General features: G+C 54.4%; 9 protein-coding genes. 6 read left to right on the forward strand and 3 right to left on the reverse strand.

Going from position 1 to position 11,962, the window contains the following annotated elements; translation table 11 throughout:
• Positions 1-242 precede the first annotated feature (242 nt).
• Positions 243-884: a hypothetical protein gene (locus tag C5Y96_RS16290; protein WP_105355455.1), complete on the forward strand. Its 642-nt coding sequence runs from the start codon at positions 243-245 to the stop codon at positions 882-884.
• Between the two features lie 31 nt (positions 885-915).
• Here C5Y96_RS16290 and C5Y96_RS16295 read toward each other — a convergent pair whose 3' ends face one another.
• Both C5Y96_RS16295 and C5Y96_RS16300 read right to left on the reverse strand, forming a co-directional pair.
• The gene (locus C5Y96_RS16295) at positions 916-2,730 is read right to left on the reverse strand and encodes a divalent metal cation transporter (protein WP_105355457.1); all 1,815 of its coding nucleotides are present in this window, start codon (positions 2,728-2,730) and stop codon (positions 916-918) included.
• Positions 2,731-2,888: 158 nt separating this feature from the next.
• The gene (locus C5Y96_RS16300; RefSeq protein WP_105355458.1) at positions 2,889-3,950 is read right to left on the reverse strand and encodes a thioredoxin-disulfide reductase; all 1,062 of its coding nucleotides are present in this window, start codon (positions 3,948-3,950) and stop codon (positions 2,889-2,891) included.
• A gap of 200 nt (positions 3,951-4,150) precedes the next feature.
• On the opposite strand from C5Y96_RS16300, the gene C5Y96_RS16305 reads away from it, so the two are divergent.
• Positions 4,151-6,034, forward strand: coding sequence for a carbon starvation protein A (locus tag C5Y96_RS16305; protein WP_105355460.1), 1,884 nt, complete (start codon positions 4,151-4,153; stop codon positions 6,032-6,034).
• A gap of 65 nt (positions 6,035-6,099) precedes the next feature.
• Here C5Y96_RS16305 and C5Y96_RS16310 read toward each other — a convergent pair whose 3' ends face one another.
• Complete coding sequence (locus tag C5Y96_RS16310) at positions 6,100-7,101, reverse strand: DUF1573 domain-containing protein (protein ID WP_158261265.1); 1,002 nt, start codon at positions 7,099-7,101, stop codon at positions 6,100-6,102.
• A 442-nt stretch (positions 7,102-7,543) separates the two neighbouring features.
• On the opposite strand from C5Y96_RS16310, the gene C5Y96_RS16315 reads away from it, so the two are divergent.
• The 4 genes from C5Y96_RS16315 (at position 7,544) to rpsP (ending at position 11,950) form a co-directional block, all read left to right on the forward strand.
• Positions 7,544-9,292: a thioredoxin-like domain-containing protein gene (locus C5Y96_RS16315; RefSeq protein ID WP_233198994.1), complete on the forward strand. Its 1,749-nt coding sequence runs from the start codon at positions 7,544-7,546 to the stop codon at positions 9,290-9,292.
• 9 nt (positions 9,293-9,301) lie between these two features.
• A complete protein-coding gene (locus tag C5Y96_RS16320) occupies positions 9,302-9,751 on the forward strand; it encodes a hypothetical protein (RefSeq protein ID WP_105355464.1) in 450 nt (149 codons plus the stop codon).
• A gap of 228 nt (positions 9,752-9,979) precedes the next feature.
• Positions 9,980-11,440, forward strand: a complete 1,461-nt coding sequence (gene ffh / locus C5Y96_RS16325; RefSeq protein WP_105355466.1) for a signal recognition particle protein — start codon at positions 9,980-9,982, stop codon at positions 11,438-11,440.
• A gap of 117 nt (positions 11,441-11,557) precedes the next feature.
• Positions 11,558-11,950 carry a 30S ribosomal protein S16 gene (gene rpsP / locus C5Y96_RS16330; protein WP_233198995.1) on the forward strand — a complete coding sequence of 131 codons (393 nt, stop codon included), beginning with the start codon at positions 11,558-11,560 and terminating at the stop codon, positions 11,948-11,950.
• Positions 11,951-11,962 lie beyond the last annotated feature (12 nt).

Raw genomic sequence — 11,962 nt, forward strand, 5'->3', positions numbered from 1 at the left:
CTGTCCGGGCTGCTGTAAATTGATCGTCCTGACGACCAAGATCTGTCGACCTTGAGGATCTAACAGCCCTATTATCAACCACATGCGACATTATCGCGAGCCCTAGCCTTGGAGCAAATACGCCTAATCATTGGCAAAGGGGGGAAAATGAATTCGTTGAAACAGATCCTACCCAAACTCATACTTGCAGTAGCTTCGTAGTTCAGACACTTCGCACAATCCTAAGCCGAGCAGGGACACTAATGCCGGGACTTGGAAACAACGTTCAACGATTTTCAAAACGCGTCGTCAATCGACTCAAGCGATTGACCTATATCAATACTGTTCCGGTCGATGTTTCGCAGTATTCATTAAGTGAAACGGAACTCGATCTCCTCGAAAAGCTTGTAGAAGAAGCGGCTCAATACGAAGGGCCGATCGTCGAAATTGGCACGCTCTTAGGTCGTACAACCCAGCGACTGGCAACTTGGATCACCCCTCCGCAAAAGATTGTGACGGTCGACAATTACAGCTGGAATGGTTGGGGCATCTCACCAGAGCAGCACTTTGCACTAGCCTCTGAGATCCTTTATTTCCCCAAACACCTGGGACTCGTCGAGCAGGTTCGCATGGATAAGGATGAGTTCTACCGAACGTACTCCGGCCCGGCACCTTCCATGGTGTTTCTTGATGCCATGCACACTTACGAAGAAACTCGAAAAGATATTGCGTGGGCCCGGTCCCTGGGAGTCCCCATCATTTGTGGCCACGATCATAACGCCAACGCCTGGCCAGGCGTCGTTCAGGCCGCCAACGAGTTTGGCGGCGCTGAAAGACTGCAGGGCAGCGTTTTCGTACTGCCTAAGGCCAGCATGGAGCCGGTTGCTCAGACAGCCAATACCTAGCAATCAAGCCCTGAGGCAACCACGGCTGTAACTAAGCAGCTTGCTCGGCGGGATCCTCTTCATCCTTGCCAGAGCGGAGGAAAAATCCGCCGACGAACAGGATCAGATACCCGATGACGACCGTCAATACGACCGCCTTTTGAGCGAAAGGAGTCGTCGAGCTGGTAACCTTGTCGGTAATCGAGACGACAGCCGCAGCGATGGCCCCGATCACGGAGATGACCATCAGCACGTTCCAAATAACCCAGCTCAATCCCTTTGGCTTATCGTCGCCGAGAATCTTCTTGCTGTTCATCATCATGAAGAACGTCACATAAGCGATCGGCAAAAACATTACTGCAAAGCTGGAAACCAGAATGGCCAGCCATGTCTTGGCCGGACCGTCCCAAATGATGAACCACGATGCGCCGGAAAGCCCGGCGACCAGGCAGCCGATCACGTGGGCAGCTCCGTTGGGTTTGGTGTTGAGCATCTCGGTAAACGCATAACCGTTGATCATCATCAGAATAATGATCGTCGAGAAACCCATGCCGAAGATCCCAATGCCAAACACCCAGCGGGCCATATTATCACCGAGCAAGGGTGCCAAAGATTCGGAAAGAAGAAACTCGCTCCGTTTAACCAACGAAGCGGAAAGGCGTTTTTCGTTGTCGGAAAGGTTGGCGACCGCTTGCTTGAGTGGTTCATACTTAGCATTGAGCAAAATGCCGGTGAGCTTTCCGTCATCAAGCTTACCATCCTTGCCCGTGGCTTCTTCGACGTACTCTTGCGGGACATTCAAGCTGTCCTTTTCATATTTAACAACTCGCAAAGCGAGTGTTTTCTCGGCACCACCGTAGATCGGGCTCTTGGCCATAGTCTCAGGCGAAGTCGATAGAAAGTCGGCATCCACCTTGGCGTGAAACGCGGCAGCCGAGGCGATTACGACACAGCTTGTCACCAGGATGTAGGGAATTGCCATCCCGGTCGAAAGATCGAATCGTGCCAGGCCACGGAACGTTTTGTCCCAGCCACGGGCCAGCATCGAATACGGCAACAGGAAGGTCATATTGATACCCACCGCAGTCGCCGCGGCACCAATCATGGCGGCCCGCTGATCTTTGACGATCAGGTCGGTCCAGAAATCGCGGTAGGGTTCTTGTACTTCGGCCGCGATTTCCGCTACCTGTCCGGTAGGCTGGGTAGCTGCCGAGAAATCAGGAATAAATCCATTGAAGACTTCTGACCACGAGAACGCTTCGCCGGACATACCCAATTTCACGACCACGCCAAAGAAGCAAATCACGATGACGCCGATCATGCCCTTCAACAAGATGTCGAAAATCTTCGTCGCGAGACCCGGCCGTGAATTCATGTACACCAGTGCGCCAGCGGCCAACAGAAGCACCAAGGACACAATCGCCTTGTCTTGAGTCGTATCACCCACCAGACCTGGTGCGAGATTCTTATTGAGTGCCGCATAGCAAAGCCCGAACTGCGGCATCAGGAAGATCATGTTGGCCGCAACGGTCGCCACAATCCAACCCCAGCCAAGTACCGGATTGATATGAGCATTGATCTGACGAAACGGACGCTTTCCGGTCGACAGCGTAACGTAACTAATCGCCGAAAGCATGACGACGCCACAGATGATGGCAACCAACTGCAGCCACAACAGGCTGTAGCCACCCAAGATCCCCATGAAGAGTGCACCCGACAGCGATCCCCCCCCCAGCGTGATAGCGCTTTGCAACCAACCTGGTCCAGAAAGCTTGACCCAAGCACCTAACGTGGCACCGGCCCCCTTAGCTTGTGCTTCTTGGAGAATCTCTCGGTCTGTTTCGACTTTGCTTACGGTCTCAGACATTAGCGAATCCTTCGCCTAGATTCGGCGTAGATAAGGGATGATGGGGTGGGAGCTAACAAAACAAGGGGAACGATCTTCGCTCCCCTTGCTGAGTTTTTTCTTTGACACACAGAACAAGCAAGGTTCTCAGTGCATCTAATGATGGTTGCATTTTTCGACTAATGCAAGCCCTGCGAGGCCAACCAGCGTTCGGCGTCCAAAGCCGACATACAGCCAGTTCCTGCCGCAGTGATGGCTTGGCGATAATAGTCGTCGGCCACGTCACCAGCGGCAAACACTCCGTCGACACTCGTATTAGTACGGAATGGAACTGTCCACTTGAGGTAGCCAGCGTTGTTCATATCCAGCTTCCCTTTCAGGAAGTCGGTATTGGGCGTATGACCGATTGCCAGGAAGAAACCGCTGGCATCGAGCTGCTTGGTAGAGTCGTCGACGGTGCTTTCCAGCATAGCTCCGGTTACACCGTTCTGGTCGTCGCCCAAGACTTCCGTAACAACGTGATTCCAGACGACTTCGATCTTCTTGTTTTCCATCGCACGATCGACCATGGCCTGCGAAGCGCGGAACTTGTCGCGGCGATGCACCAGATAAACCACCGAGCTGTACTTGCTCAAGTAGTCTGCTTCCTCAATGGCCGAGTCACCGCCCCCTACGACGATACATGGGTTATTGCGGAAACGTGGCAAGGCACCGTCACAAACCGCACAGGCACTCACGCCACGGTTCTTGAATTTGCCTTCCGATTCCAAACCGAGGTAATTCGCCCGGGCACCGGTCGCGATGATTACGGAACGAGCTTTGAGCCACTCTTCCCCTTCTCGGGGCTTCAGCTTGAACGGTTTTTGGCTGAAATCGACTTCGACGATATCGTCTGTTACGACGCGTGTGCCGAAGTTCTTGGCCTGTTGACGCATCAGTTCCATCAATTCCGGACCGCTGACACCATGCTTCTGGTGCGGAGCCATATATTGGCGCAGACTTTCGTCGATGGCGTTATCCAAGTAGCCACTCAGGTCACCGGACGGAAATCCAGGGAAGTTCTCGACTTCCGTTGTCATGGCCAGCTGTCCCAGTGGGCCACGACCGAGGTCGTAATGCTCTTGAAGTGCGGCACCTTCGAAGAGAAGTGGCTTCAAATTTGCCCGAGCCGCATAGATTGCGGCAGTCCATCCCGCAGGTCCGCTTCCGACGATAATGACGTTTTCAATCTTTTCCGACACGGTCGATCTAATCCTTGTGATAGCGCTAAGCCGCGAAAAAAATTTATCTCAGTTGAATTGTGAGCTATTCACGCCGCTTGAAGAATCCATCATTATAGAGGTAGGCGGGGAGGCTCACTATCCCCGCGTACCACCCACCCTGAAGTTCGCTCCTCCCTTGGATGCACGATGCCTCACATCGTGACAATCATTTTACGCTTATGTCGACGCTAATTGTTGCCGTTTTGTCATTCGTTGGCTTTATTGTTGCCTATAACACCTATGGGCGTTGGCTATCGCACCGACTCTTTGAACTCGATGACAAGAACGAAACGCCCAGTAAACAGCTGCAGGACGACATCGACTTCTGCCCCACCGATCGGCAGGTTGTCTTCGGGCATCACTTTACCAGCATCGCCGGTACCGGCCCCATCGTTGGCCCGGCCATCGCGGTGTTTTGGGGATGGTTACCGGCTCTATTGTGGGTCGTCTTTGGCTCGATCTTCGTGGGAGCAGTTCACGACCTGGGCGCGTTGATCATCTCGCTGCGTAATCGCGGGCAAACGGTGGGTGAAATCGCCGGTCGCATGATCAACAAGCGAGCCAAGTACCTGTTTCTAATCGTGCTGGCCGCGGCATTGATGGTGGTTCTGGCGATCTTTGGCCTGGTGGTGGCGGTAATTTTCGCCGAGTACCCCCAGACGGTCCTGCCCGTTTGGATCAGCATGCCGATCGCAATCGCGTTGGGAATTTATGCCCGCCGCAAAGATGCTCACTTACTGATTCCATCCCTGGTTGCCCTGTTTATTGTCTATGCTTCGATCATCGTTGGCGTCTATTACCTGCCGATCGATCTTACGGCAATTCTGGCCAATGTGCTGGGTCCAGATCTCTCGGCAAGTCCATATCTAAGCGCCCTGATGGTCTGGACTGTCATTCTGCTTATTTACTGCTTCGTCGCTTCGGTGTTGCCGGTTTGGCTGCTACTTCAACCTCGCGACTATGTGAACAGCCACCAACTGATTGTTGCGTTGGTGCTGCTGTTCGTTGGGCTTCTTGTGGCAAGTGCAACGGGTGCCGCCGACCTCGCCCAATCGACCCCTGCGGTGTCAACGCAGATGCCAGTGGGTGCCCCCCCAATCTTTCCGTTCCTGTTCATCACGATTGCCTGCGGTGCGTGCAGCGGTTTTCACTGCCTGGTCAGTAGCGGTACCTCGAGTAAGCAGGTCGAGAAAGAAACCGACGCCCAGTACATCGGCTACGGCGCGATGCTGCTGGAAGGCGGATTGGCCGTCATCGTCATTCTGGCTTGTTGTGCCGGGGTAGGCATGGGCATCTTCGAGGGAAGCAAAGGGGCGGACGGATCCTATGTATACACCGCGATGACCGATGCCGAAGGGGTTCCCCTGACCGGTCAAGCGGCCTGGGAAACACGCTATGCCGTCTCGAAGAACTGGAGCGATTTCGGATTGAAGAACCTGGTCGCCGCATTCGTCGAAGGGGGGGCCAACTTCCTCACTTCGATCGGCATTCCACTGGAAATCGGCATCAGCATCATTGCGGTGCTCGTCGCGAATTTTGCGGCTACGACACTCGACACCGCAACACGTCTTCAACGTTATGTGCTGCAGGAACTATTCGCTTCGATGCCGGTGACCAAACCCCTTTCCGGAAAGTATGCTGCGACCGGTGTCGCGGTACTTTCCGCTTTAGCAATCGCAGTATTTGCGGATAAAATACCTGGTAAAGGTGGCACGCTGCTGTGGCCACTATTCGGCGCGATGAACCAACTGCTGGCTGGTCTGGCGATGATGGTGACAGCTTTTTACCTGTGGCGTCGTAGCAAACCGATTTGGTTTGTTGCAATTCCCATGATCGCGATGCTCATCTTGCCTGCCTTAGCGATGTACTACAACATCTTCAGCGAGACAGGCTACCTGGCCAAACAGCAGTGGCTGCTCCTTGTGCTGGGCGCTGGCGTGCTAGTCCTTCAGGCGTGGATGCTGTTTGAAGCGATCGTGATGTGGCCGCGTGTGAAAGGCGTTCTGGAAGAATCACTTCCACCACTACCCGAGAAGAAACCCACGGTAGCCACCGACAACTAGCAATAGCAAAGGCCTCGCTTCTTCACGAATCGAGGCCTTCGTTGTTTCTTGAAACACCAACCCGCTTAGGTCTCGTTGTTTCCGTCGGTAACCACCACGGTGGCAACCGATTCGCCACTGACACCTTCACCCAGGTCTGTCTGGATGGTGATCTTTTTGACCAGGGTACCACCTTCGCTACCGGCCGTGAACGTCAGTGGCAGGAAGTGGAGCTTCTTGGGCTCTTCTGGCAATGCGGCAAACTGGAAGTTGTCGCAATCGCAGTTCACCCCGGTAATGCGAAATGGTTTTTTGGCTCGCACGATCAACTTGGCTTCAGTCTTCTGACCTGGCTTCAACTCACCCAGCGACAAAGCACTTGGGCTGACGTTCAATGCGGATTCGACCTTGCCTTCGACAGGCAGCGAAACCGAAGGGCTACGGGTGTCGTTGGTAATCAGTGCCAACTGGCTCGAAATGAAACCAACCGGAGCATTGTCTTTCAGACGAACGACCAGGTCGTATCCAACGCGGCCGCCGCCGCGATTGGTCTCACTAAGTTCAACACCCAGGAAATCGTCGTTGCTACGAACGTCGGTGATTTTCCAATCGCTGCGACCGGCCTGGGTGACGTGAACTTTCGCGACACCACCTTCGCCTTGCTCGACGTTACCGAACTGCACAGCACCTGGCTGGAAGACGAGATCTCCACGAATGTCTGTCGAAACATTCAGCTGCACTTCAGCGTAGAATGGCTTGTCGATCGTAACCGTGACGGTCGCGCTCTTGTGGCCAAGGAAGCTGTCGGTGTTCAACTTGGCGACAATCGCCCCTTTCTCCCACGTTTTCAACGTGTCGTTCTTAATCGATGGGCTGGTACAGCCACAGCTCGATCGAACGCTGGCGATGTGGACGGTTTCCTCGTAGACGTTTTGCAACTCGAACTCGTAGTAGACTTTGGCACCTTTCGCCACGGCACCAAAATCGTGAGAACGAACCTGGAACATCTTATTCGCCCATTCCTGGCCCATACCGAAGGAAGCCAGTAGTGGTAAGAGACAGACGGCGAGCCATACTTTACGAAACACGATTTGATCCTCCGATATTTGGCGAGCTTGGTCTGTAAGGGTAGGATGTGGCATTAGTCACCCCGACTATGCCATGCATAGACCATTCCGCCAAAGGTAGCACATTCCTCGGTGCAAATTCGACAATATCGCTTCCGGATGACTCCGGAATAATCGCTATAATCGTTATAGTTTGTCGGCAAAATTCCATGGCCGCCCCAGGAATTTTTTCAAGATGATGCCACACACCCCAAAAGGGTGTCTAGTGCATGCATGCTGAGCATAAAGTGAAAAGAGCTACCCGGAACATCCTGAGCCAGTAAACTATCAGGTATTGTACGAATAAACACAGCCTTGCTCTCCATAAATCGTTCCAATTTGTTGGAATCCTGCCCCCATCAAGAAGGTCTTATCCATGACTTGCCTGCATGTTTCTCCCTTACCAATTGTGCGCAAGCTAGCGATGTTTGCTGCTGTCTTGCTATTGGTCGGCTGCGGAAGCTCTTCGACGCATCCGTTCGCGATGGCAGAAGAACAAGAGCCTGCGGTGGCCAAGGAAGAAGCAGCGAACGATGCTCCTGCGAAGAAGGAAGCCGAGCATCCTTTCCGCGCTCGCATCCCTGCCCCATCGTTCCCTAGAGACATGGAATGGATGAACACCAAGGCACCGCTGGAACTGAAAGAACTAAAAGGGAAATACGTCCTGCTCGATTTCTGGACATACTGCTGCATCAACTGCCTTCACATCCTCCCAGAACTAAAGAAGTTAGAGCACGAATTCCCGAATCAACTAGTCGTCGTTGGCGTTCACTCGGCCAAGTTTGATACGGAAAAAGAAGCCCAGAACATCAGTGAAGCGATCTTGCGCTACGAGATCGAACACCCGGTCGTCAACGACGACGAAATGAAAATCTGGAACAGCTTCAGCGTCAGTAGCTGGCCCACGATGTACCTGATCGATCCGGAAGGAAACGTCGTTTATCTTCGTCGCGGTGAGTTCAAAGCAGACGATATCCGCGAGGTGCTCAACCGTTCGATGCCCTACTACCGCAACAACGGCTCGCTCGACGAAACGCCGATCCAGTTCGACCTACTGGCATACAACCAGGAACCGACCCAACTGCGTTTTCCTGGGAAAGTCTTGGCCGACGAAAAGTCGAATCGATTGTTCATTTCCGACAGCAATCACAACCGAATCGTGATCACTTCGCTCGACGGCCAATTGCAGGACGTCATCGGTAACGGAGAGATCGGGGCGACCGACGGCGGCTACGAAGTTGCTCAGTTCTTTCGCCCGCAAGGCATGGCCCTTGTGCAGGACACTTTGTATGTCGCTGATACCGAAAACCACCTCATTCGCAAGGTCGACCTGAAAGAGAAGAAAGTCTCGACGATCGCTGGCGTAGGGGAACAGGCCCGCAACAATTGGCCAGGTGTCGGCGAAAACGCCACCATCTCGAGCCTCCCCGATCGCTTCATTGGCTTGCCCAAGACGACTCCAATCAACAGCCCCTGGGCCCTTTGGCCGCATGGCGACAGCCTTTACATCGCCATGGCAGGCCCCCACCAGATCTGGAAAATGACACTCGACGAGAAAGAAATCGGCCCCTACGCAGGCAACGGCCGTGAAGACATCGTCGATGGTCCGCTGCTTCCGCCGGTTCCTTATCAAACAGGATTCTCGTCGTTTGCCCAGCCATCGGGGCTGACCTCGGACGGTAAATCATTGTTTGTGGCCGATAGCGAAGGAAGCTCCATCCGCGCCGTACCATTCGATCCGGCGGAAAGCGTTCGAACAGTCATCGGCACCGCCCACCTGCCTTATGGCCGCCTATTCAGCTTCGGCGACGTCGATGGCGATTCCAAAACAGCCAAACTACAGCATGCTTTAGGTGTGTGCTACGTTGACGGCGTCATCTACACCACCGATACGTACAACAACAAGATCAAAGCCGTCGATGCGGCGACCGGCGACGTTAAGTCCCTGGCAGGGACCGGCGAGCCTGGCACTGCCAACAATCCCGCTCAGTTCGACGAACCAGCCGGTATCTCGCACGCCGCCGGTAAGCTGTACATCGCCGACACCAACAACCACCTGATCCGCGTGCTGGACCTGGAAACCAAAGAGGTTTCGACGCTGGAGATCAAAGGGCTCAAGCCTATGCCGGTGAAGAAGCGGCCAGAGGCAATTGAAGGAGCGATTCAGAAGTGAGATAGTTAAATGGCCAACCCCTTTACGCTGGATGATTTCCGAAAACAGCTTGAACAGATGGCCCGACCAGGCCTATTGGAGAAGATGTTGTGGCTCATTCCGGGAATGGGGGAGATGACCAAGATGCTACATAGCGACGAGCACAAATGGGAAATGCGCCGTCTGGGCGGGATGATCGACTCGATGACCCCGGCCGAACGCAACGATCCCAAGCTGATCGACCCCAGCCGTCGTCAGCGAATTGCCGATGGCTCTGGAGTCTCTCCGCGAGAGGTTACCGATCTGATCAAACAGTTCGAGAGCATGGCTTCGCTAATGGAGGCGATGACAAGGGGTGGCACACGCAGCGCCATCGATAAGATGCGAGAGCTTCGCCGCGGAGAGGTTTTCGATGATTGGGAGGACGACGATGACCCCTGGGATGACGACGATATTCTAGGCAGATACGATCATCCATAGTGGGCCACGGTACTACCAACCACCTATCTTGGGGCCATCTCCCAGCGAAAAACCCTCGCTCCACTCCTCTTTACCAATTGCCAACCTGCCGTGGGGTTCGCTAGAATACGCGTTTCGACCCATCTCTCGGGAGTGGGCCGTAGGGTTGTTTTGTCTCTTGCGGGCAAGATCTTGGCCCTCGCAGCGAACTCCCGGTTAAGTGATATTTGACCCTAGGCAAATCTTCCGATGTTGGAATCGTTACAAGACGGCTTGCAATCAGCGTTTAGGACGCTGCGCGGACAAGGCCGACTGACCGAATCGAACATGCGGGATGGCCTGAAACTGGTCGAGAACGCCCTGCTCGAAGCCGACGTAAGTTATGACGTCGTCAAGACTTTCATGCAGGACGTCTCCGAAAAGGCTGTCGGCCAGGACGTTCTCAAGTCGCTCAAGCCTGAGCAGCAGCTTGTAGGCATCGTTAACGAGGCCCTAATTGATCTGCTAGGGGGCGATTCCGACCCCACCCTGCACCTGAAACAAGGTGTCACCGTGCTGATGATGTGCGGTTTGCAGGGAGCCGGTAAGACAACGACGTGCGGCAAGTTGGCCCGCATGATCGGCAAAGAGGGCAAAAAAGCCCTGCTCTGTGCTGCTGACCTTCAGCGTCCTGCTGCCGTTGAACAGCTTCATATCGTTGGCAAAAGTGTTGACACCCCCGTCTACAGCGAAGAGGGAGCCACCGACCCCGTCGCTGTCTGTCAGAATGCGGTCAAGTACGCCGAAGCAAACGGTATCGATGTTGTCATTCTCGACACCGCCGGTCGTTTGGCCATCGATGAAGAGCTGATGCAGCAGCTCAAGACGATCGACCTGAAGCTCAATCCGGATCAAGCTTTCCTGGTCGTCGATGGCATGACGGGACAAGACGCAGTCAACAGTGCCAAGGCGTTCAATGACGCCCTGGAGCTTAACGGCGTCATCATGACCAAGCTCGATGGCGATGCCCGAGGCGGTGCATTGCTGTCGGTCAAACATGTCACTGGCGTACCGATCAAGTTCGTCGGTGTCAGCGAGCACATGGATGGCCTCGATCCCTTCCATCCGGACCGCTTTGCGAGCCGGATCCTGGGAATGGGCGACATCCAATCGATGTTCGAGATGGCCCAGCGTGAGTTCGACCAGGAACAAGTCCAGAAGACACAAGAACGGCTCCAGAAGGGGCAGTTTACGCTAGACGACTTCCGCAAGCAGCTCAATCAGATTGCTCGACCTGGCCTGATGCAGAAGATGCTCGGCCTGATGCCTGGCATGGGCGAGCTGACCAAGATGTTGCAAGGTGGCGACCACGAAAATGAAATGCGTCGTCTGGGCGGGATGATCGACTCGATGACCCCGGCCGAACGCAACGATCCCAAGCTGATCGATAATAGCCGTCGTCAGCGAATCGCCAAAGGCTCTGGCGTTTCCCCGCAAGAGGTCAACGAACTGATCAAACAGTTCGACAGCATGGCCTCGCTGATGAAGGGAGTGGCTGGTGGCGGTGTTGGCGGCGCGATGGACATGATGCGGAAGCTTCGCACTGGCGAGCTGATGGATCCGACCGGCAAGATGAAGAAGGCCAAGCAGAGCACCGGCAAACGGATGACCGACAAGGATGTCCAGAATCAAAAGAAACTCAAGAAGAAGCTCAAAAGGCGGCGTCGTTAACCTCGTCGCTGAGCATGTTTTAAAAGTAAGTTTACTTAGGAGTAACGTTACGTGGCAGTTAAGATTCGCATGAAAAAGATGGGTCGGGCACACCGTCCGTTCTATCGTATTTGCGCCATGGATTCTCGCACCCCTCGAGATGGCAAGGCAATCGAGTACCTCGGCACCTACGATCCGTTCGTCAAGGAAAAGGACGCACGGGTTAACCTGAAGACCGACCGCGTCGACTACTGGCTCGGCGTCGGTGCTCAGCCTACCCCCAAGGTTGCTGTTTTGATCCGCAAGTACGGTACCAACGGTAGCCACCTGGCAGCTCGCGAAGAAGCCTTGGCTCGCTTGTCGACCAAGACTGCCTACGTTCCTCCTAAAGTTGAAATCAAAGAGCCTGAACCGGAAGCCCCAGCACCCGCTGAAGGCGAAGCTCCGGCAGACGAAGCTGCTCCTGCTGAAGGCGAAGCTGTCGAAGCTTCCGCTGAAGGTGGCGAAGAGCAGCCTGCGGCTGAAGGCTAAGCAGGTAGGCCT

The sequence above is a fragment of the Blastopirellula marina genome (genome assembly GCF_002967715.1).
GTDB lineage: Bacteria > Planctomycetota > Planctomycetia > Pirellulales > Pirellulaceae > Bremerella > Bremerella marina_B.

What these genes read in the sequence shown, in the direction of transcription:
- C5Y96_RS16320 (WP_105355464.1), top strand. Translation starts at nt 9,302, where the DNA reads ATGGCCAACCCCTTTACGCTGGATGATTTCCGAAAACAGCTTGAACAG.
- C5Y96_RS16315 (WP_233198994.1), top strand. Translation starts at nt 7,544, where the DNA reads ATGTTTGCTGCTGTCTTGCTATTGGTCGGCTGCGGAAGCTCTTCGACG.
- rpsP (WP_233198995.1), top strand. Translation starts at nt 11,558, where the DNA reads ATGGATTCTCGCACCCCTCGAGATGGCAAGGCAATCGAGTACCTCGGC.
- C5Y96_RS16305 (WP_105355460.1), top strand. Translation starts at nt 4,151, where the DNA reads ATGTCGACGCTAATTGTTGCCGTTTTGTCATTCGTTGGCTTTATTGTT.
- C5Y96_RS16290 (WP_105355455.1), top strand. Translation starts at nt 243, where the DNA reads ATGCCGGGACTTGGAAACAACGTTCAACGATTTTCAAAACGCGTCGTC.
- ffh (WP_105355466.1), top strand. Translation starts at nt 9,980, where the DNA reads ATGTTGGAATCGTTACAAGACGGCTTGCAATCAGCGTTTAGGACGCTG.
- C5Y96_RS16295 (WP_105355457.1), bottom strand. Translation starts at nt 2,730, where the DNA reads ATGTCTGAGACCGTAAGCAAAGTCGAAACAGACCGAGAGATTCTCCAA.